The sequence below is a fragment of the Polaromonas sp. P1_F9 genome (genome assembly GCF_056405615.1).
Genome location: NZ_JBFUBT010000001.1, coordinates 61,558 through 81,905 on the forward strand (window position 1 = coordinate 61,558; position 20,348 = coordinate 81,905).

The window sequence follows — 20,348 nt, forward strand, 5'->3', positions numbered from 1 at the left end:
GGTGTTACGCAGCTTCAGCGACGGTGTGCGTGCCAAAGCGTTTTTCAATGTAATTTTCAACAATGACCTGGAACTCCTGCGCAATGTTGTCGCCACGCAAGGTCAGTCTTTTTTCACCATCAATGAACACCGGTGCGGCCGGCGCCTCGCCGGAGCCGGGCAGGCTGATACCGATGTCGGCATGTTTGCTTTCGCCCGGTCCATTGACGATACAGCCCATGACGGCGACCTTGAGCCCTTCAACGCCGGGATATTGTTTGCGCCAGACAGGCATCTGCGCACGCAGAAAGTCGTCAATCTGCTTGGCCAGTTCCTGGAAGGTCGTACTGGTGGTACGTCCGCAACCCGGGCATGCCGTCACACTGGGCACAAAGGTCCGCAAACCAAGCGCTTGGAGAATCTCTGACGCAATAACCACTTCCTGGGTGCGGGCCTCACCCGGTTGGGGCGTTAAGGAGACGCGAATGGTATCGCCAATGCCTTCTTGCAGCAGGATCGATAACGCCGTGGCAGAAGCCACCGTGCCCTTGGTGGCCATACCAGCCTCTGTCAGCCCCAAATGAAGCACGTGATCTGTGCGCCGAGCCAATTCGCGATAGACCGAAATCAGATCCTGAACACCACTTACCTTGCAGGAAAGAATGATCTGGTTGCGCGGCATTCCCATTTCCTCGGCGCGCCGGGCTGAGTCAACCGCAGAGGTAATCAACGCTTCATACATGACCTGCCTGGCATCCCAAGGGACTGCACGCGCGCTGTTTTCATCCATCAGGCTTGCCAGCAGTTCCTGATCAAGGCTGCCCCAGTTCACGCCGATACGCACTGGTTTTTTCCAGCGCATGGCAACTTCTATCATCTGGCCAAACTGCCGGTCACGTTTGTCGCCCTTGCCAACATTTCCGGGATTGATGCGGTATTTGGACAACGCCTCCGCGCAAGCGGGGTAATCCGTCAACAGCCGATGGCCGTTGTAATGAAAGTCCCCTATCAGTGGGACGTCTATCCCCATCCGGTCGAGCTGCTCACGCACGTGCGGAACAGCCTGCGCCGCTTCCGGTGTGTTGACGGTGATGCGAACCATCTCGGAACCCGCCAACGCCAGTTCCTTGACTTGAATCGCGGTGCCAATGGCATCCACCGTGTCAGTATTGGTCATGGACTGGACGCGTACCGGCGCATCGCCGCCGACAGTCAAAATACGGCCACCCCATGACACCTGTGACTGGAGGGAGCGCCGCGCTTTGGGAAAAGCGGACTCGATCGGAAGGCAACCCTTCGACATTATTTCACCTCAAATCGGGCAACATTGTCCCTGGCCACGCCGCTCAGATCGAAAATCTGGCCGCGTACCTGCACTTGCGTTACATCCGCCTTGCCCACCACGGCAGCCAGCGGCAACACCCCGGACGCACCCGCGACTTCTCCTGCAGTCAGGGTGCGGCGCAGTACAACCGTCCCCCGGGCATCCGTCACCTCCACCCAGGACTCACCCTTGGCACGAAAAGTCACGATGCCGGCCGGCGCTGCAGCTACGGCAAGACCACTTGGTACTGGCACCGAGGCAGGCTGAACCGCAAGCGCCGGGCCGGGCAAAGAAGTAGTTACCGTCGCAGCAAGGCTGGAAGGAGAGCTCACAACCGCGGCGGCACCGGGAAAGGTCTCATTGATCTGCTCTGGGGGAACGACAGGCTTGGTGTCGGGGGTCAATCCTCCACCCGTCATCGCCACAGCGGCAGGCAACGGCTTGGTGATCTCAGCACCACTCTCGCCGTCGCCCTGCCCCTTCGCAGCATCCTTGATGACTGGCAAAAAAATCAATACCAAAGCGCCAAGCAGCAACGCCAGACCGCCCATCACGGCCGGCTTGGAAACCTGGGTCCACATGGCAGGCCGGGGGTTTTCGCCGGGGGAGCGAAACGGTGTATTGATGCCTGCCCCCTGGTAAATTAACTTGGGAGCACTAGTCTGTGGCAGGCGCTCAAGCACAGGAGCGGCATCCAGTTTCAGGCTACGGCACACGCTCGAAGCCAGCGCCCGAACAAAAACGGCATCCGGCAGCAAGTCAAAGCGATCCAGCTCCAGCGCTTCGAGTTTTTTTACAGGAACCTTCAAAGATACTGCGAGGGCCGCGATATGTATGCCTGCAGCCTCTCTTGCCTCGCGAAGTAGTGTGCCTGCCGTGGGCTCCAAGCCGCCCCCCTGGTCAACGCCAGTCGCAGCCATTCCAGATGTGGCTTCCCCAGCCGGTGCAACAACGTCAGCGTCACTCATTGAACGCCCCCTTGTCATAAGCAGCAGCCTCCCGGGACTGCGCAAAACGCTTTTTAAGCTGATCACCGAGCTGCCGTACCGAGTCTCGATTGTTTAGTTTTCGCTCAATCTTGATGCCAAGCCAAAGTGTCTCTGCGTTGGCCAGATCGCCGTTGTTCAAGCGGCGAATGTAAAACTGGGCGCGCGTCAAATCGCCGCGCTCATACAGCAGGTTCGCAAGGTTATAACCAATAATGGGATTACCCGCATCCAGCTCATAGGCTTGCATCAAGCTCTGCTCGGCCTCCACTCGCTGCCCCCCGCGAAGCTGGCAAATTCCCTGGGTCATCAGGGTTTTTGCCCTGCCGGCATAAGTTGGATTGGCGATCGCCTGGGTAAACCACCGAAGTGAATCGGTATAGCGACCTTGCTGGCACAAAAGCCAGCCGTAGTTATGAGCCACGCCAGCGTCGCGAGGGTTCAGCGCAAGCGCACGACGAAAACTGTCCTCAGCCAATGGAATATCGTTAAGCCTCATATAAGCAAGGCCGCGCAGGTTGTACGCATCTGCAAATGTAGGATCGATTGCCAGCGATTGCTTGATTTCATCCAACGCTACGTTGATTTGCCCCTGCTCGAAATATCCGGTAGCCAGTTCAAGCCGCAACCTTGCGCGTCGCCGCTGATCAGGCTCGTCTGATTCCGTGACAATGTCAGTGCGGTTACCCGAGACCCCCGGAGTTCCGGCCTGATTGGCACACCCCGTGAGCAACACTACCAGCCAGCAGGCCGGCACCCAGATCATATTGGCGCGAAATCTCATGTACCCATCCCTTTGGCCACTACGACCTTGATCCCCCCGAGCATACCTTGCCGCTGCGCCGCCATGCGCTGATCTACACCTGTGCGGTCCTGTACATCGCCAGCCAGTTGCCCGCAAGCCGCATCAATATCGTCCCCACGGGTTTTCCTGACAGTTGTCACAATACCCGCATCCATCAGGATTTTCGCAAATGCCATCACCTGCAGCATGTCCGAACGCTTCAATCCCGAAGCCGGAAATGGATTAAAGGGAATCAGGTTGAATTTGCAGGAGAGCCCCTTCTCTGCCTGGGTTCGAACCAGCGATACGAGCTGACGCGCATGCTCTGGCTGGTCGTTCACACCATCGAGCAGGCAATACTCAAACGTGATGAAGTCCCGGGGCGCCGATGATTGATAGCGAGTACAAGCCGCAAGCAGTTCGGATATGGGGTATTTTTTATTCAAGGGCACAAGGTAGTCGCGCAGCCCATCTTCCGGTGCATGCAGCGATACAGCCAAGGCTACCGGGCAGTCCCCGGCCAACCGATCAATCATGGGCACCACACCCGATGTCGATACCGTCACCCGTCGACGTGAAAGACCATATCCATGGTCGTCAAGCATGACCTTCAGGGCTGGCAAGAGCTGCGAATAGTTCTGCAGGGGTTCGCCCATGCCCATCATGACGACGTTGGAAATCACGCGCTCATCCCTGCCCAGGTGCAGCCGCAGGAAATGCTCGGCAAACCATAGTTGGGAAATGATCTCTCCTGTGGTCAGGTTACGGCTGAAGCCCTGGTGGCCCGTGGAGCAGAACCGGCAACCGACAGCACAGCCGGCCTGCGAGGAAATGCACAATGTTCCTCTGTCGGTTTCCGGAATAAAAACAGTTTCAATGACATCGCCTGCACCGACATCAAACAACCATTTGATGGTGCCATCGGCGGAATCGTGGCGGGAAACCACTTTGGGACTCAAAACCTGAGCTGATCCTGTGAGCTTGTCGCGCAAGGATTTTGCCAAATCCGTCATTTGCCCGAAATCTGCGACCCCTTTTTGGTGAATCCAGCGGAAAAGCTGCGTGGCCCGAAAGCGTTTTTCACCAAGCTGCCCACAAAAAGCCGCCAAACCATCCAGATCGTAGTCAAGAAGGTTGGCAACCATCACAGTAAACAACCGGCTGAACCGTCCCAAGCAAGCGACGGCCCTGGCAGGGGGTAGCAAAGCATGGGGCGGAACATAGTTAATTATTAACGCGAGTAAACGCTCATGCCGGGAAAGAAGAAAGCGATTTCCGCCTTGGCCGTTTCAGCGGCATCCGAACCATGGACAGCATTGGCATCAATGCTGTCGGCGAAGTCAGCGCGAATGGTGCCGGCGGCAGCCTTCTTCGGGTCGGTGGCACCCATCAGGTCACGGTTTTTCAGGATGGCGCCCTCGCCTTCCAGCGCCTGGATCATGACAGGGCCGGAGATCATGAAGGAAACCAGGTCTTTGAAGAATGGACGCTCTTTGTGCACCGCATAAAAGGCCTCAGCCTCGCCTTGCGACAAGTGAGCCATCCTGGCGGCCACAACCTTCAGGCCTGCAGCCTCAAAACGCGCATAGATTTGCCCAATGACGTTTTTTGCCACTGCGTCGGGTTTGATGATGGAAAGAGTGCGCTCGATTGCCATGAGATTTCCTTAACTTGAATTTTTTGGAGTCGTAAATTATTCAAAAATTTGAATAAAGCCCATAATTTTAACCTGTGGGCGTATGGGCTCAAATCAACCTTGCGATTTGAAGTGCCTCTGCGGGGTCATCGATTTCCGCGGTTCCCACCACCCCGATTGCCGCCTCCCCGGTTTCCACCACCGGCACCGCCGCGGCGCGGCCCGCCGGTACCGTTTCCGCCCGTACCACCGCCGCCGCGGCGCTGCTGGCCCTGGCCTTGACCCTGTCGCTGCCGGGTAAAAGTGTCCGCACCGATATAACCAAATGAGGTTTTCATCGGATCGGGCTGCGCTCCTCCGGCAATTTTGTCACCACGGTCATCCCGCCGTTTTTGTCCCTGCATTCCGTTGCCGTTACCTTGCGGCGGACCTGTCCGGAAACCACTACCAGGACTGCCCCCCTGGTTGCGCCCCTTACCACCGCGGCGGCGGTTGCCACGGGGGACTGAATCGTTGAGATTGAGCGGTGGTTGCAGCTCATGTGGATCATAAATCTCCTGCCCGTCCCCTGATTCGCCTTGCACCGGCGCTTGAGACGATTCGCTGTTTGGCGCTGACGGGCGCCCGCGGTCCCCGCGTTGCCGTTCGTTTCTGCGTGGTCCCCGCCTCGGTTGCTCAACCCCCTCTCCATGAGCGTCGGCTGCCTGCGCCCCTCCCGACGATCCGCGCGATTCGGAACGCGTCAAAGCGCTTGTCAGAGCCCAAATATCGCGCTCATCGAGTTCGACAAACGCTCCACGCTTAAGGCCGCGCGGGAGAACCATGGCCCCATAGCGAATGCGAATAAGGCGGCTGACAGCGTGCCCCACTGCCTCAAACATACGTCTGACCTCGCGGTTGCGGCCTTCGGAAATGGTGACTTTGTACCAGCAGTTGGCTCCCTCCCCCCCTCCAGCTTCAATGGAGCTGAACTGGGCCGTGCCGTCGTCCAGGCTCACACCTTCGATCAGACGTTTTTTTTCTTCGTTATTTAGCGCTCCGAGCACACGGACAGCGTACTCACGCTCCAGGCCGAAACGCGGATGCATCAACTTGTTGGCCAATTCACCCGAACTGGTCAACAGCAGAAGGCCCTCCGTGTTCAAGTCAAGGCGACCGACCGATTGCCATTTGCCCTGGAAGAGCTTGGGCAAGCGGCGGAAGACGGTCGGACGGTTTTGCGGGTCATCGTGTGTGACGACCTCTCCGGTGGGCTTGTGATAGGCGATCACCCTGGGCGGCGGCGGGTCGATACGCACCCGGATTGGCTTGCCATTGACTTTGACCGTATCTCCAAACTGGATGCGTTGCCCTATATGGGCAGGCTCAGCATTGACCGAGATTCGCCCCTCCAGAATCAGTTGCTCCATCTCCAGCCGGGAACCCAGCCCTGCCTGGGCTAGCACTTTGTGCAGCTTGGGGGTTTCGGGCTGGGGCGCCAGCACTCGCTTGGGCAGTGCCAACGCGACGTCTTCCTCATCAGCATCGAATTGCCCAGTCACGACATCCTCAAACCGGATGGCGCCGGGGGCTGGGGCATTGCGGCCGGCAGGAGGTCGCGGCGCCGGAGTATGGATGGCCTGCGCGGGGCCGGACTCGGGGGAGGCTATTGCTTCTGGCAAATCTTGCACGGCTTGCTCCTCTACGAGCACCTTGTCCTGCGGCACACGAGATGTGTCCACAGATTCGGAAGCAGGAGGGTCTTGTTGGGTCATGGTTTACATTCGGGTGGGCTCATCGCCACCGGTCTCATTGTTCTCAAGAGGCTCGGCATCACTGTCGTCAGCGACGCGTGGTTGCGTGTACAGAGTCGGCGCCTCGGCAATCTCACCACTCCCAATCTCTTCGGCCATGCCGGACACGGGCTCCGCTGCGGCAAGTTCCTGCGGCTCAACATCTGTACCATCCATGTCCACCTCCGGCTTGCCCGCAAGTTCAGAGATGCCAAATTCAATCTGCTCGAGCATCGGAAGCTGATTCGGGCTGCTGTCCATCACGGGAAGCTGGTCCAGCGACTCGACCCCAAGGTCGTCAAGAAACTGCCGGGTGGTGGCATAAAGTGCCGGGCGACCGACGGTTTCCCGATGGCCGATCACTTCCACCCACCCGCGGTCTTCGAGCTGCTTGAGGATCATGCTGTTGATCGTGACCCCCCGGATGTCCTCCATGTCACCGCGCGTCACCGGCTGACGATACGCAATGATGGCCAAGGTTTCCAGTGTGGCACGGCTATAACGCGGGGGTTTTTCGGGGTGCAGCCGGTCCAGATATTCACGCATCTGCGGCCTGCTTTGAAAGCGCCATCCCGTCGCCACGTGAACAAGTTCCACGCCACGGCCGGACCAATCGTTTTGCAACTCCTCAAGCACCAGCTTGAGGCTGTCCGCAGTCAATACCCCGTTAAACAGAACACCCATTTCGCGCAGGGGCAACGGTTGTTGCGCGCAAATAAGTGCTGTTTCGAGGACGCGTTTTGCATCCGTCGTATTCATGATTGTGGTCGTTCCGAAAAAAAGCGGAAAAAGGGCCGGGAAAACGTGGGTTCGGCGCTTGGCGCGCAAGGCATCCAAATACGCAATCTCCTGATCAGGATGCCATGGTGCAGGTAGCTGAAAACTACTGGATTTGATTGTATATCAGGCCCAAACCGGCAATAGCGGCCTGAAGGTCGGCTGGAGGGGCTGACCGGAACTCCATCATTTTGCCCGTTACCGGATGCTCGAACGCCAGCCGACACGCATGCAGCGCCTGACGGCCAAGCCCCGCCGCAGGAGCTCCCCCGTACAACTCGTCGGACACCAGGGGATGGCCAATGAAGGCCATATGGACCCGGATTTGGTGAGTGCGACCGGTGTGCAGCTTGCATCTGACCAGGCAGTGCTTACCGGTACTTTGCAGCAGCGACACCGAGGTGGAGGCCGACTTCCCAGCGTTCTTCTCCAGGTCCACCACAGCCATCCGCAGCCGGTTGCGCGGATCCCGCCCAATGGCTGCGTCTACCTGCCGGGTTTTCCCGCCCAGCCATGCACCCTGGGCCAGTGCGACATATTCCCTGCTCACGTCGCGGGCAGCGATCAGGCCGACCAGCTGGTCCATCACCGTCCGCTGCCGGGCGACCACCATCAAACCGCTGGTGTCCTTGTCAAGACGGTGAACAATGCCGGCGCGTGGCAGGAAGACGGCCTGCGAATCATGCGCCAGCAAGCCGTTCAACAAGGTCCCGCTCCAGTTGCCGGGCGCCGGATGCACAACCAGCCCTGCAGGTTTATTGATCACCATCAGGTAAGCGTCCTCGAACACGATGTCCAGTACCATCGCTTCAGGCTTGAATGCCTGGCTTTGCGGCGTCGGACGCAACTCAATGGCGAGTTCATCACCAGCCCTGACCTTCGTGGATGTCTTGGTGACTGTAGAGCCCCCGAGTTTCACCATGCCAGAGTCGATCAAGTGCTGAAGATATGTGCGCGAGAACTCGGGCACAATGGCGGCCAAAGCGCGATCGAGACGGCTGCCATGGCTTTCGACCGGGACAGCTACCTGCCGCAACTCCACCTCGACAGCCGTATCACCCTCCTCCAGAGCCTCGTCTGGCCCCCCCTCAGGCGCAGTAGCGCCCGATATAATCAATTTGCTTTGTTCTGAATCAGTCATCAAGAAGRTCGATTGCAATGTTTTCCACCAAATTATCGGTTGTTCCCAATGCAATGCCGCTTTTTGCAGCCGTTTGCGCTTTGTCTTTCGTCATTGCCGGATGCTCGAGCACCCCTGCGCCCGACAAGACTGCCACATGGAGTCCCAACAAGATTTACGCCGAAGCAAAGGATGAGGCCAGCGGCGGGGCCTATGACAAGGCAATCCCGCTGTATGAAAAACTGGAAGGCCGTGCTGCAGGTACCCCCCTCGCCCAGCAAGCGCAGCTTGAGAAAGCTTATGCCCAGTACAAGGGAGGAGAACAAGCCCAGGCCATTGCGACATTGGACCGGTTTATGAGGCTGCATCCGGCCAGCCCGGCCCTGGACTATGCGCTGTATCTCAAAGGCCTGGTGAATTTCAACGACAACCTCGGTATCTTTTCGTTCATTTCACGTCAGGATTTGTCCGAAAGAGACCAGAAAGCGGCCAAGGAATCCTTTGAGTCATTCAAGGACCTGGTGACCCGCTTTCCAGATTCAAAATACTCGCCGGATGCCCGTCTGCGGATGAGCTACATCGTGAATTCGCTGGCCCAATCCGAAGTGCATGTCGCGCGGTACTACTACTCACGGGGTGCCTACGTGGCTGCAATCAACCGCGCGCAGAGCGCAATCGCCGACTACCGCGATGTACCCGCATTGGAAGAGGCTACTTTCATTCTCTATAAGTCCTACGAAGCGCTGGGCATGGTTGAATTGCGTGACGATACCCGCCGCATCCTTGAAAAGACTTACCCGCAAAGCGAGTACCTGAGCAAAGGATTCAAGTCGGGAGACAATCCTTGGTACAAGTTCTGGTAAGAGCTTCCAGCCGGTCGAACAGCTCCGCCTCTGATGCCAACCGTTGCATCGGCGGAAGGGCCCTCAGCAAACGCCGTCCGTAACCCATGGTCGCCAGGCGGCTGTCACATACCACCAATACCCCCTGGTCACTTTCTCGGCGTATCAGGCGCCCCGCGCCCTGCTTGAGAGCTACTGCGGCCTCCGGCAGAAAATAGTCGTGAAAAGCGCTGCGACCCTGTGATTCGAGGAGCTTTGAGCGTGCCTCGGCCAGCGGGTCGTTCGGGGGCGGAAAAGGCAGCTTGTCAATGACAACCAGCTGAAGCGCGTCGCCAGGCACGTCAATGCCCTCCCAAAATGACGCCGAAGCCACCAGCACGCAGCCTTTGCCACCATTGGCATTGCCTTCACGGAAGCGTTCAATCAGCACACGCTTGGGCATGGTCCCCTGGACCAGCACCTCCATGTCCGGCGAATCCAAAAACCTCTCTCTGAGCGCATCACCAATGGTACGCAAAGCCCGCAGCGTGGTCGTCAAAACCATGGTGCGCCCCCCGAGACGTCGCGACCATCTGGCGGCAGCCTCCGCAACTTTCATTGTGTGAGCAGGGTCTCCCGGTTTGGGGAACACCTCAGGCACATACAACGCCGCCTGCCGCTCGTAATCAAAAGGACTTCCTACCCGCAAGACCTCAGCATCTTCCAGCCCGCAAGGCTGGGTAAACCAGCTGAGCTTGTCGTCATCCCCGAGGGTGGCAGAGGTGAATATCCAGGACTTTGCCGAGCCGGCGGATGCGCCCAGCACCTTGCTTTTCACCGCCTTCGAAATATCCAGCGGCGACTCGACCAGCCGGAGCTGGGTTCCCACGTCAGCCCAGCGCACGCAGCCCGGTTCGCATGCTTGAACGAAGCGCTGGGCGCGCTCCGCCAATTCCTCCGCACGCTCATGGAGGCGAACAAAATCAGGCGCAATTTCACTGACCGTATCCAAGGCGGCACAAGCCTGCTCGCAAGACGTGTGAATGACTTGCAGCGCACTGTTCCACTCAGCCGCGTCCAACCCCTCCGGGGACTCACCGACCCATCGCAGTTTCGTGCCGGGGTACTGTTTTCCGGCGCACAGGCGCAGCTCGCGCGCGGCGTGCTCGACGGTCGACACCACCTCCCGCCAGTCCACCAGTCCGCGAGCCAGTTGCAGGCCAGTGGCCAGCATGTCCCTTGCAAAATCGAGAAGCTGGCCCGTGGTCAGGTTTGTTCCCAGAAACTGCACGCCGGTCTCGTTGAGCTGGTGCGCTTCATCGAAGATGGCGATACGCACGGAAGGCAGCAACTCAGCAACGCCGGATTCGCGTACCGCCAAGTCGGCAAAGAACAGGTGGTGATTGATCACCACCACGTCGGCAGCCATGGCTTCCCTGCGGGCCAGGTTCACATGACAAGCCCGAAAACGCGGACAGGTGGCGCCCAGACAATTTTCACGCGTGGAGGTCACTAGGGGAATCATCGGCGAACGTTCGTCCAGCCCCGGGAGTTCGGCCAGGTCGCCGGTGCGCGTGATCTTGGACCATTCTTCAATTTTGGCCAGGGCGCGCAGAGAAACGCCGTCGGGCAAATAAGCCTCCTGACGCGCCATTTCCATGCGGTGCAAACACAGGTAGCTGGCCCGCCCCTTGAGTAGAGCCGTGCTGACCGGAAGACCCAGCGCCTCCACCAGGCGCGGCAAATCACGACCGAAAAGCTGGTCCTGCAGGGCCTTGGTCGCTGTCGACAACAACACGCGCTCGCCACTCAGCAAAGCGGGAACCAAGTATGAAAAAGTTTTACCAACACCGGTGCTGGCCTCGACCACGAGGGGATATGCCCCCTCAATGGCACGCGCCACAGCCAGGGCCATTTCCGTCTGGCCGCTGCGCGGGACGAAATGCTCCGCGGCGCGCGACAGGACACCTCCCGGCGCAAATGCCTCTTCTACTTCTATCGCAAGGGTCATCAAGCAGGCTCTGGGGGATCCAGCGACAGCTCAAGCTGTGCAATCTGGTCACGAAGCTGCAGACGCCGCTTTTTGAGGCGCCTGAGCAACAATTCATCAATGGGAAAGGCGTGCGCGGTCAAGTCAACCAGCACATTGAGATCAGCGTGCTCCATTTTGAGTTCGATCAGCTGGCGTTCCGGGGAATGTAAATTTAAGTCCAAGGTTTTTTATCCGTACACGCTGCTTCGCTTGATAATACGTCGATTGCGACCACAAATCGAGCCTCGCGCTTGAACGACCACACAATGTCCAAAGGTTATCGAATCACAGCGTCCACCGGTATCCATAAAGGCGATCGGGACTACCAGCAGGATCAGGTCAACCTGTTCAGCCACTCTCGCATTCCCGGCTGTATGCTGGGCATCGTGGCTGACGGTATGGGAGGCCGTAGCGGGGGGCGCAAGGCCTCCGATCAGGTCATGTTGACGGCCAAGCAGCTTTTTGAGCGCTATGCTCCGGAAACAGATGATGCACCTGCGATGCTCAAACAGGTCATTGAAGAGGCCCATATCGTCATCAAACTGACCGCAATCTCGGCCGAGCAGGAACCGCACAGCACGCTGGCAGCATTTCTGATCAACCCGGGTGGGGACTGCCACTGGGTACATACCGGTGACTCCAGGATCTACCATTACCAGGGTAGCAAGCTGGTACACAGAACGGTTGACCACTCGTATGTGCAGACCTTGGTGGACAAAGGCGAGATTACCGAAGAAGAAGCCAATGTCCATCCGCAGTCGAACATCCTGATGGGCTGCCTGGGCACTGAAGATGCGCCACCTATTACCCACCATTTCATCCCGCAACTCCGGCCTGAAGACGTCCTGCTGGCTTGCAGCGATGGGGTCTGGCACTATTTCAGCACCAGCGAAATGGGCTCGGCCCTGTCAATGCTGTCACCTCGCGAGGCAACTGAGTTCCTGATCCAGAAAGCAAGATCCCGCGCAAGAGGCGGCGGTGACAACCTCTCGCTGGTAATCGTCAAACTCGAACCTCTCGGTTGAGTTCCGCACGGCAGTTCAAAACCAGGCTTACTCCGGCAAAGGCAGCGGCTTCGCCGGGGGTTTGGTTTGTTTCAGGCGGTCACGCTCATGCTGCGCCTTGCGCTCCTGAGCCTCCTTCTGACGATCACTGAATTTTTTGGCTTCTTCCGCAGCCGTGACCTGCTTGTCGAGCCGGTCCTGGACCCGTTCCTGGCTACCCTTTATCTTCGCAGCGTTGGCGTCGCTGCTGCCTTGCTCTGCGGCCTTTGCGGCGCCACGGTCCTCGGCTTTCTTTTTCTCCCGTTCAAGACGGGATTGGGAGTCTGCCAAAGCCTTCGCCCGGCGGTCTGCAGCTTCCTGCTGCTTTTCAGCTGACGACTTCTCTTCTGTTTTACGGATTTGCTCTGCCCCTTTGATGCGGCGTTCCTCGTCATTGAGCGACAGCTCTTGACGGCGAAGGTCTGCCATGGCTTCGCGCCGCCGGTCATTGACTTTGCCGAGGCAGCTGTTGACGGCAAACCGGTCGTAACAGGCAGCATCCTCAACCAAAAACCCTGCCTCCAGCCTGGTGCGTTCGGCGCTGATTCTTGTTCGCTCGGCATCAATGCTTCGCATCTGGTCGGCGGGTGCAGCCGTTTCGACCGTGGACTGCGCATTCGCGAGCACGCTTAAAGCGATGAGAAAACAGGCGGTAACCAGATGCTTCATGTGAGTGTTGTATCCACGTTTCTGCGTTCAAGCGCCAGAAATTCCTTTGACTGCATTTCGTTGAGCCGGGAAACCGTACGGGGAAATTCGTGTACCAGTGGCCCCTCGGTGTACAACGCCTCAGGAGCGACTTCTGCCGACATGATCAACTTGACCCGGCGGTCATACAGCACATCCACCAGCCAGGTAAACCGCCGTGCCTCCGACGCCATACGCACCGGCATATGCGGTACATCGCTTAGCAGCACAGTATGAAACTGCGTGGCTATTTCCAGGTAATCGTTTTGCGAACGCGGACCACCGCACAGCGTCTTGAAGTCAAACCAGACAACTCCACCCGCCTTGCGCCTGGCCTGGATTTGCCTGGACTCAATCTGCAACACCGGGTTCTCATCCTGAGACTCTGCCAGCGCATTAAAAGTTTCAGTCATTTCAGCATCAGCCTGGAGGCCTAGCGGGGTGTGATAGAGCTTCGCCTGGGCTAACGTGCGCCCGCGGTAGTCCGTCCCGTTGTCAACACTGATGACCTCCAGCCTCGCCTTCAGCAATTCAATGGCAGGCAGAACACGGTCGCGATGCATGCCATTCGGATACAGCTCGTCCGGCTGAAAGTTGGAAGTAGTGACAAAGCCGACTCCATTGTCAAACAGCGCCGACAACAGACGGTGAAGAATCATCGCGTCGGTGATGTCCGCCACATGAAACTCGTCAAAGCAGATGAGCCGGTATCGCTTCGCAATGCGCCGGCCCAGCTCGTCCAGCGGATTTGCCGTACCCTGAAGGTCCTGCAACTCCCGGTGCACCTCACGCATGAACTCGTGAAAGTGCAGCCGTACCTTGCGCCTGAGAGGGACAGCCCCGAAAAAGCAGTCCATCAAGAAACTTTTTCCCCTGCCAACGCCCCCGTACATGTACACGCCACGAGGGACATCAGGCCGGTTTATCAGCTTCTTGATGGCATTGGAGCGCTGCTCCTTGAACGCCGCCCACTCAGAGGCGCAACGCTCAAGAGCTTCGACTGCCCGCAACTGGGCAGGATCGCTTTGATAGCCCCGCGCCGCAAGTTCGGCGTCGTACGCCGAGCGCACCGGTTGATTCACCGACTTCTTGCCTGCGTACTCAGAAATTCAAGGTACGCTTGTCGACCGCCAGCGCAGCTTCCTTGGTCGCCTCGCTCAAAGACGGATGGGCATGGCAGATGCGGGCGATGTCTTCGCTGCTGGCGCGGAATTCCATGGCCACCACGCATTCAGCGATCAGTTCGCTGGCCATCGGGCCGACGATGTGCACGCCGAGAATTTCATCCGTCGCGGCATCGGCCAGCATCTTCACCATGCCAGTTGTGTCACCCAGCGCGCGTGCGCGGCCATTGGCCATGAACGGGAAAGTCCCCGCCTTGTACGCCCGGCCGGCAGCTTTGAGCTGCTCTTCGGTCTGCCCCACCCAGGCGATTTCAGGGTTGGTGTAGATCACCCAGGGAATCGTGTTGAAGTTGACATGACCATGCTGCCCGGCAATGCGCTCGGCAACCGCAACGCCCTCTTCCTCGGCCTTGTGCGCCAGCATGGGGCCGCGTACCACGTCGCCTATAGCCCAGACATTGGGCAGGCTGGTTTTGCATTCCTCATCCACCACCACGGCGCCGCGCTCGTCGAGCTTCAGGCCAACGGCTTCAGGGTTCAGGCCCTGGGTGTTGGCTACCCGGCCAATGGAGATGATGAGCTTGTCCACCTCCAGGGTCTGGGCCTCGCCCTTGGCATCGGTGTAGGCAACACTGACACCTTTCTTGCCGCTCTTGATCTCGCCGACCTTCACGCCGAGCGCGATTTTCAGACCCTGCTTGTCGAATGCTTTCTTTGCTTCCTTGGCGATCTGCTGATCGACTGCGCCCAGGAACGTCGGCAGGCCTTCCAGTACCGTCACGTCTGCACCCAGGCGGCGCCAGACCGAGCCCATTTCCAGGCCAATCACGCCAGAGCCGATCAGGCCCAGCTTCTTGGGCACGGCGCCGATGCGCAATGCACCGTCATTCGACAGGATATTTTCTTCGTCAAATGGCGCCCCCGGGAGCGCGCGGGCGTTGGAACCCGTGGCCACGATGATGTGCTTGCCAGAGATGGTTTCCTCAGCGGCACCGGCGACCTTGACGTCATAGAGGCCGTCTTTTGCAGCGACAAAGGAGCCGCGGCCGTGAAAAAAGGTGACCTTGTTCTTCTTGAACAGGTAGACGATGCCGTCGTTGTTCTGCTTGACGACCGTGTCCTTGCGGGCAAGCATCTTCGTGACATCCAGGCCCAGGCCTTTGACCTCGATGCCATGATCGGCAAAGTGGTGGCTGGCATGGTCGAAATGTTCGGACGATTGCAGCAGCGCCTTGGACGGAATGCAGCCCACGTTGGTGCAGGTGCCACCCAGGGCCGGGCCGCCTTTGGCGTTCTTCCATTCGTCGATACAGGCGACGTTGAAACCCAGTTGGGCGGCGCGAATCGCGGCAATGTAACCGCCGGGGCCGCCACCGATGACGATGACGTCGAATTGTTTAGACATATTTCTTTATTCCTTCTTGAGTTCAAACGCCCCCGCATGGAGGACGATTCCAAATACACCGGTGCGCGCCTGCAGGCTTTCCTGCTGGGGACCTTCGCGGCCAATTTTCACGGTCGTTCCGGGCGCGGTGCTGCAGACAAACAGATGCCTGGCATCGAGGCATTCAATCCCGCCGGCGGCATGCAGCGCGGCCCAGCCGAAGCTCTCGTACTCCTCCGCGAGAAAGCGGCGCAGGAATACGGCTTCCGCAGGGGTCCGCACATCGGCAATGGTCCATCGCGCCAGGTCCGTCTGGTATTTTTCAACCAGCTTCCGCGGGTCAGCATCCGGCGCCTTCGCCAGTACCAGCCGGGACCCCGCCTGCGAAACGCTGACCCATTGCAGCCCGTAGTAACCGCTCCAGTTGTCGCCAGCCGGCGGCGCAGCCGCGGCAAGGCCCACGCTCAACGTGCAGGCCAGGCAGGCGACGAGGCGGCGCATCGACAGCCTTAGATGTCGAACAGCAGACGTGCAGGATCTTCCAGCGCTTCCTTCATCGCAACCAGGCCCAGCACGGCTTCGCGGCCGTCGACGATGCGGTGGTCGTAGCTCATGGCAAGGTAGTTCATCGGGCGAACGACGACCTGGCCGTTTTCCACCACGGCGCGGTCTTTGGTCGCATGCACGCCCAAAATCGCGGACTGCGGCGGGTTAATGATGGGGGTCGACAGCATGGAGCCGAACACGCCGCCATTGGAGATCGAAAAGGTACCGCCGGACATTTCTTCAATGCCAAGTTTGCCGTCGCGCGCCTTGGCGCCGTATTCGGCAATCTTCTTCTCGATGTCGGCAAAGCTCATCTGGTCGGCATTGCGCAGGATGGGCACCACCAGGCCACGCGGCGAACCCACCGCGATACCGATGTCGAAGTACCCGTGGTAGACGATGTCATTGCCGTCAACCGATGCGTTGAGCACGGGGTATTTCTTCAGCGCATGCACAGCGGCCTTGACGAAGAAGCTCATGAAGCCGATCTTCACACCGTGTTCTTTTTCAAACTTCTCCTGGAAGCGCTTGCGCATTTCCATCACCGGCGCCATGTTCACTTCATTGAACGTGGTCAGGATGGCGTTGGTGGCCTGCGATTGCAGCAGGCGCTCGGCGATACGGGCGCGCAGGCGGCTCATGGGCACGCGCTGCTCGGGACGGTCACCCAGATCGGAAGGTTTGGCGGAAGCAGCAACCTGCGGCAAGGCCGCAGTAGGCACGCCTGTGGGAATGGCAACAGCAGCGGCCGGCTTGGCACCGCCAGCAGCCGCACCGAGGACGTCGCCCTTGGTAACGCGGCCATCCTTGCCGGTTCCAGGCACCGAACCAGCGGCAAGGTTGTTGTCGGCCATCAGCTTGGCTGCAGCCGGCATGGGAACGCCAGCCATGGAGCCACCCGCTGCGGGTGCAGGCGCGGAGACAACAGCAGCGGCAGGTGCTGCAGCGGCCGCCGCCGGGGCGGCTGCGGGAGCGGCGGCGCCCGCTTTGCCTTCGGTGTCGATCCGGGCAATCACCTGATCTGACACCACCGTGCCGCCGTCCGCGACGACTAGTTCGGTCAGCACGCCGGCGGAAGGCGCCGGCACTTCCAGTACCACCTTGTCGGTTTCGATTTCAATCAGGATTTCATCCACGGCGATTGCATCACCGACTTTTTTCTTCCACTGCAGCATGGTGGCTTCAGCCACGGACTCGGACAGCTGGGGGACTTTGACTTCTACGATAGCCATGTTGTTTCTTTCGTGTGCGTTCTTGTGTTCTGTAATGCGAGGAGGCTGGCCTTACTTGGACAGCACAAAGCCCTTGAGCTTGCCGAAGGCGCCGTCCACCAGCGCCTTTTGCTGTTCCTGGTGCAGATGCGAGTAACCCGCTGCCGGCGAAGCCGAGGCGGCACGGCCCGAGTAGCCCAGCTTCTGGCCTTCGAGCATGTTTTCGTGGATGTAGTGCTGCACGAAGAACCACGCCCCCTGGTTTTGCGGCTCGTCCTGGCACCACACGATGTCGGTGACGTTCGGGTAGCGTTTCAGCTCGGCGGCAAACGCTTTGTGCGGGAAGGGATAGAGCTGCTCAACGCGCAGGATGACCGTATCGTCCGCGCCCTTTTCCTCGCGCTTCTTGGCCAGGTCGTAGTAGACCTTGCCCGAGCAGGCGATGATGCGTTTGACCTTGTCGGCCTTTTTGTTGATCTCTTCCTTGTTCTCGGGAATAACCGTCTGGAAGCTGCCCTTGGTGAACTCGCTCAGGGGGGATGCTGCATCCTTGGCACGCAGCAGCGACTTGGGCGTCATGATGACCAGCGGCTTGCGCAGGTTGCGCACCATCTGGCGGCGCAGCACGTGGAAAATCTGGCTGGCAGTCGTCGGCTGCACCACCTGCATGTTGGTGTCCGCCGACAGCTGCATGAAACGCTCCAGGCGTGCCGAGCTGTGCTCCGGGCCCTGGCCTTCATAGCCGTGCGGCAGCATCAGGGTGATGCCATTGACGCGACCCCACTTGACTTCGCCCGAGGCGATGAACTGGTCGATCACGACCTGCGCGCCATTGGCAAAATCGCCGAACTGGGCTTCCCAGATGACTAGCGTGTTCGGGTCGTTCGAGGCATAGCCGTATTCAAACGCCAGCACGGCCTCTTCCGACAGGATGGAGTCGATGACAACGAACGGAGCCTGGTTGTCGGCCACGTTCTGCAGCGGCACATAGGTGCCGGTGTCGAACTTTTCGCGATTCTGGTCATGAATGACGGCATGGCGGTGCGTGAAGGTACCGCGTCCGCAATCTTCGCCCGACAGGCGCACCGGGTAGCCACTGGCCACCAGTGAGGCAAACGCCATGTGCTCACCCATGCCCCAGTCCACAGGAATGTCGCCCCGGCCCATGGCTGCGCGGTCGTCATAGACCTTCTTGACAAGCTGGTGCGGCGTCACGGTCGCGGGGATGGCCGTGATCTTGTCGGCAAGACGCTTCCACTCGGCCATCGGGATCGCGGTGTCGCCGGCATCGGTCCACTTCTTGCCCAGGTAAGGTACCCAGTCAACCGCATACTTGCTCTTGAAGTTGGTGAGAACCGGATCAAATGTGCTCTTGCCGGCATCCAGCGCGGCACGCGTGGCCTTGACCATGTCGTCGCCCAGCGTGTCGCCCATGCCCTGTGCCGTCAGTTTGTCGGCGTACAGGCGGCGGGTTCCGGGGTGCTGCGCAATCTTCTTGTACATCAGCGGCTGGGTCAGCGCAGGCGTGTCCTGCTCGTTGTGGCCCAGCTTGCGGAAGCAGATGATGTCGACCACGACATCCTTCTGGAACTCCATGCGGAACTCGAGGGCCAGCTGGGTAGCCAGCACCACGGCTTCCGGGTCGTCGCCATTGACGTGCAGCACCGGCGCCTCAATCATCTTGACGACGTCGGAGCAGTACAGCGTCGAGCGGCTGTCGCGCGGGTCGCTGGTGGTGAAACCGATCTGGTTGTTGATCACAATGTGCACCGTGCCGCCCGTGAAGTAACCACGGGTCTCGGCCAGCGCCAGCGTTTCCATGACAACGCCCTGCCCTGCAAAAGCGGCATCACCGTGCACCAGCACCGGCAGCACCTGCAGGCCCTTGGGGTCGGCGCGGCGGTCCATGCGGGCGCGCACCGAGCCTTCAACCACGGGGTTGACGATTTCCAGGTGAGAGGGATTGAAAGCCAGCGTCAGGTGAACGGGGCCGCCAGGGGTGGTCACGTCGGAGCTGAAGCCCTGGTGGTATTTGACGTCGCCGCTGGGCAGGTCTTCAGGGGCGGTGTGGTCGAATTCTGCGAACAGGTCGGCCGGCACTTTGCCCAACGAGTTGACCAGCACGTTCAGGCGGCCGCGATGGGCCATGCCGATCACTATTTCCTGCACACCCTTGATACCGCCTTGCTGGATCAGCTCGTCCATGCAGGCGATGAAGCTTTCGCCGCCTTCCAGCGAGAAGCGCTTCTGGCCGACGTACTTGGTGTGCAGGAAACGCTCCAGGCCTTCGGCTGCGGTCAGCCGGTCCAGGATGTGGAGCTTCTTTTCCTTGTTGAAATTGGGCTTGCTGCGAATCGATTCGAGCTTTTGCTGCCACCAGCGCTTGTGGTTCTGGTCGGTCGCATACATGTACTCGGCGCCGATCGTGCCGCAGTAGGTTTCGCGCAGCGCGTTCATGAGCTCGCGCAGGCTCATGGTGTCTTTGCCGAAGAATGTGTTGCTGGTGTTGAACACGGTTTCCTGGTCGGCGTCGCTGAAACCGTAAAAAGACGGCTCCAGTTCGGGAATTTTGTCGCGTTCGGCCCGCTTGAGCGGGTCGAGGTCGGCCCAGCGTGCGCCGACGTTGCGGTAGGCGGCGATCAATTGCTGGACGGCCGTGCGCTTGCGGCCCATTTCGGAGTCGGCGCCGCTGGCGACCACGACTTTGGTCTGGCCCTGCTTGGCGCGCTCGGCAAAGGCGTTGACGACCGGCATGTGCGGAACGTCCTTGGCATTGCTGCCGTCTACGGCGGGAACGTGCTGGAGTGCGTCGAAATACTCGCGCCAGTTGTCAGGCACGCTGCCGGGGTTGGCAAGGTAGTTTTCGTACATCTCTTCGACATAGGGCGCATTGCCGCCGAAGAGATAGGTGTTGCCCTGATAGGCAGAATAGACGGACGATGCCGTCGGGATGGAACTCATATCCGCTGACCTCCGTTTCCCTTGGGGAAACATTAGCTGGTTAAAGCTGGTTAATTAACCTTCCGCAACACGGCTGGACCGATTAGCGGATGCGACTGTGGCAGGAAGGGCCTTCAGAAACAACCCAGATTGTGCCACCGAACTGTGACAGCGGAAAGACG

At 59.4% G+C, this 20,348-nt stretch carries 18 protein-coding genes; 2 read left to right on the forward strand and 16 right to left on the reverse strand.

Annotation, left to right across the window (positions count from 1 at the left end; translation table 11 throughout):
* Positions 1-4: 4 nt before the first annotated feature.
* The 8 genes from ispG to AC1DYR_RS00350 form a co-directional block, all read right to left on the reverse strand.
* Positions 5-1,282, reverse strand: a complete 1,278-nt coding sequence (ispG, locus tag AC1DYR_RS00315) for a flavodoxin-dependent (E)-4-hydroxy-3-methylbut-2-enyl-diphosphate synthase (RefSeq protein ID WP_477703337.1) — start codon at positions 1,280-1,282, stop codon at positions 5-7.
* Positions 1,282-2,112 (reverse strand): RodZ domain-containing protein, encoded by an 831-nt coding sequence (locus tag AC1DYR_RS00320; protein WP_477703338.1) that lies wholly within the window; start codon positions 2,110-2,112, stop codon positions 1,282-1,284. Before AC1DYR_RS00320 ends, ispG begins: the two co-directional genes overlap by 1 nt.
* 151 nt (positions 2,113-2,263) lie before the next feature.
* Entirely contained in the window at positions 2,264-3,073 is an 810-nt protein-coding gene (gene pilW / locus AC1DYR_RS00325) for a type IV pilus biogenesis/stability protein PilW (protein ID WP_477703339.1), read from the reverse strand.
* Positions 3,070-4,218, reverse strand: a complete 1,149-nt coding sequence (rlmN, locus tag AC1DYR_RS00330; protein WP_477703340.1) for a dual-specificity RNA methyltransferase RlmN — start codon at positions 4,216-4,218, stop codon at positions 3,070-3,072. Before rlmN ends, pilW begins: the two co-directional genes overlap by 4 nt.
* A gap of 86 nt (positions 4,219-4,304) precedes the next feature.
* On the reverse strand, positions 4,305-4,730 hold the full coding sequence (gene ndk, locus AC1DYR_RS00335; protein ID WP_477703341.1) for a nucleoside-diphosphate kinase: 426 nt from the start codon (positions 4,728-4,730) through the stop codon (positions 4,305-4,307).
* Between the two features lie 125 nt (positions 4,731-4,855).
* Positions 4,856-6,463: a pseudouridine synthase gene (locus tag AC1DYR_RS00340; RefSeq protein ID WP_477703342.1), complete on the reverse strand. Its 1,608-nt coding sequence runs from the start codon at positions 6,461-6,463 to the stop codon at positions 4,856-4,858.
* Positions 6,464-6,466: 3 nt separating this feature from the next.
* A complete protein-coding gene (scpB, locus tag AC1DYR_RS00345; RefSeq protein ID WP_477703343.1) occupies positions 6,467-7,240 on the reverse strand; it encodes an SMC-Scp complex subunit ScpB in 774 nt (257 codons plus the stop codon).
* A 124-nt stretch (positions 7,241-7,364) separates the two neighbouring features.
* Positions 7,365-8,399, reverse strand: coding sequence for an RluA family pseudouridine synthase (locus AC1DYR_RS00350; RefSeq protein WP_477703344.1), 1,035 nt, complete (start codon positions 8,397-8,399; stop codon positions 7,365-7,367).
* 17 nt (positions 8,400-8,416) lie between these two features.
* Here AC1DYR_RS00350 and AC1DYR_RS00355 point away from each other — a divergent pair, with 17 nt between their 5' ends.
* Positions 8,417-9,241 (forward strand): outer membrane protein assembly factor BamD, encoded by an 825-nt coding sequence (locus AC1DYR_RS00355; protein WP_477703345.1) that lies wholly within the window; start codon positions 8,417-8,419, stop codon positions 9,239-9,241.
* On the opposite strand, the gene AC1DYR_RS00360 is transcribed toward AC1DYR_RS00355, so the two are convergent.
* Both AC1DYR_RS00360 and AC1DYR_RS00365 read right to left on the reverse strand, forming a co-directional pair.
* A complete protein-coding gene (locus tag AC1DYR_RS00360; protein ID WP_477703346.1) occupies positions 9,204-11,210 on the reverse strand; it encodes an ATP-dependent DNA helicase in 2,007 nt (668 codons plus the stop codon). The two genes, AC1DYR_RS00355 and AC1DYR_RS00360, sit on opposite strands and share 38 nt — an antisense overlap.
* The gene (locus tag AC1DYR_RS00365; protein ID WP_477703347.1) at positions 11,210-11,413 is read right to left on the reverse strand and encodes a DUF465 domain-containing protein; all 204 of its coding nucleotides are present in this window, start codon (positions 11,411-11,413) and stop codon (positions 11,210-11,212) included. The genes AC1DYR_RS00360 and AC1DYR_RS00365 overlap by 1 nt, the downstream gene beginning before the upstream one ends.
* A gap of 84 nt (positions 11,414-11,497) precedes the next feature.
* Here AC1DYR_RS00365 and AC1DYR_RS00370 point away from each other — a divergent pair, with 84 nt between their 5' ends.
* Positions 11,498-12,256, forward strand: coding sequence for a PP2C family protein-serine/threonine phosphatase (locus AC1DYR_RS00370; RefSeq protein ID WP_477649471.1), 759 nt, complete (start codon positions 11,498-11,500; stop codon positions 12,254-12,256).
* A gap of 27 nt (positions 12,257-12,283) precedes the next feature.
* Here the strand turns inward: AC1DYR_RS00370 and AC1DYR_RS00375 are convergent, their stop codons facing one another.
* From AC1DYR_RS00375 to AC1DYR_RS00400, 6 genes are read right to left on the reverse strand one after another with little or no spacing between them, the layout of a single operon-like run.
* Complete coding sequence (locus tag AC1DYR_RS00375) at positions 12,284-12,943, reverse strand: hypothetical protein (RefSeq protein ID WP_477703348.1); 660 nt, start codon at positions 12,941-12,943, stop codon at positions 12,284-12,286.
* A complete protein-coding gene (gene zapE, locus AC1DYR_RS00380) occupies positions 12,940-14,043 on the reverse strand; it encodes a cell division protein ZapE (protein WP_477685685.1) in 1,104 nt (367 codons plus the stop codon). The genes AC1DYR_RS00375 and zapE overlap by 4 nt, the downstream gene beginning before the upstream one ends.
* Before the next feature lie 19 nt (positions 14,044-14,062).
* Complete coding sequence (gene lpdA / locus AC1DYR_RS00385) at positions 14,063-15,490, reverse strand: dihydrolipoyl dehydrogenase (protein WP_457280659.1); 1,428 nt, start codon at positions 15,488-15,490, stop codon at positions 14,063-14,065.
* Positions 15,491-15,496: 6 nt separating this feature from the next.
* A complete protein-coding gene (locus AC1DYR_RS00390) occupies positions 15,497-15,970 on the reverse strand; it encodes a hypothetical protein (RefSeq protein WP_477703349.1) in 474 nt (157 codons plus the stop codon).
* 8 nt (positions 15,971-15,978) lie between these two features.
* Positions 15,979-17,247 carry a 2-oxoglutarate dehydrogenase complex dihydrolipoyllysine-residue succinyltransferase gene (gene odhB / locus AC1DYR_RS00395; RefSeq protein ID WP_477703350.1) on the reverse strand — a complete coding sequence of 423 codons (1,269 nt, stop codon included), beginning with the start codon at positions 17,245-17,247 and terminating at the stop codon, positions 15,979-15,981.
* A gap of 51 nt (positions 17,248-17,298) precedes the next feature.
* A complete protein-coding gene (locus AC1DYR_RS00400) occupies positions 17,299-20,187 on the reverse strand; it encodes a 2-oxoglutarate dehydrogenase E1 component (protein WP_477703351.1) in 2,889 nt (962 codons plus the stop codon).
* Positions 20,188-20,348 lie beyond the last annotated feature (161 nt).

What these genes read in the sequence shown, in the direction of transcription:
- AC1DYR_RS00340 (WP_477703342.1), bottom strand. Translation starts at nt 6,463, where the DNA reads ATGACCCAACAAGACCCTCCTGCTTCCGAATCTGTGGACACATCTCGT.
- scpB (WP_477703343.1), bottom strand. Translation starts at nt 7,240, where the DNA reads ATGAATACGACGGATGCAAAACGCGTCCTCGAAACAGCACTTATTTGC.
- AC1DYR_RS00355 (WP_477703345.1), top strand. Translation starts at nt 8,417, where the DNA reads ATGTTTTCCACCAAATTATCGGTTGTTCCCAATGCAATGCCGCTTTTT.
- odhB (WP_477703350.1), bottom strand. Translation starts at nt 17,247, where the DNA reads ATGGCTATCGTAGAAGTCAAAGTCCCCCAGCTGTCCGAGTCCGTGGCT.
- AC1DYR_RS00400 (WP_477703351.1), bottom strand. Translation starts at nt 20,187, where the DNA reads ATGAGTTCCATCCCGACGGCATCGTCCGTCTATTCTGCCTATCAGGGC.
- AC1DYR_RS00360 (WP_477703346.1), bottom strand. Translation starts at nt 11,210, where the DNA reads ATGACCCTTGCGATAGAAGTAGAAGAGGCATTTGCGCCGGGAGGTGTC.
- AC1DYR_RS00350 (WP_477703344.1), bottom strand. Translation starts at nt 8,399, where the DNA reads ATGACTGATTCAGAACAAAGCAAATTGATTATATCGGGCGCTACTGCG.
- ndk (WP_477703341.1), bottom strand. Translation starts at nt 4,730, where the DNA reads ATGGCAATCGAGCGCACTCTTTCCATCATCAAACCCGACGCAGTGGCA.
- AC1DYR_RS00370 (WP_477649471.1), top strand. Translation starts at nt 11,498, where the DNA reads ATGTCCAAAGGTTATCGAATCACAGCGTCCACCGGTATCCATAAAGGC.
- AC1DYR_RS00390 (WP_477703349.1), bottom strand. Translation starts at nt 15,970, where the DNA reads ATGCGCCGCCTCGTCGCCTGCCTGGCCTGCACGTTGAGCGTGGGCCTT.
- rlmN (WP_477703340.1), bottom strand. Translation starts at nt 4,218, where the DNA reads ATGGTTGCCAACCTTCTTGACTACGATCTGGATGGTTTGGCGGCTTTT.
- pilW (WP_477703339.1), bottom strand. Translation starts at nt 3,073, where the DNA reads ATGAGATTTCGCGCCAATATGATCTGGGTGCCGGCCTGCTGGCTGGTA.
- ispG (WP_477703337.1), bottom strand. Translation starts at nt 1,282, where the DNA reads ATGTCGAAGGGTTGCCTTCCGATCGAGTCCGCTTTTCCCAAAGCGCGG.
- AC1DYR_RS00375 (WP_477703348.1), bottom strand. Translation starts at nt 12,943, where the DNA reads ATGAAGCATCTGGTTACCGCCTGTTTTCTCATCGCTTTAAGCGTGCTC.
- lpdA (WP_457280659.1), bottom strand. Translation starts at nt 15,490, where the DNA reads ATGTCTAAACAATTCGACGTCATCGTCATCGGTGGCGGCCCCGGCGGT.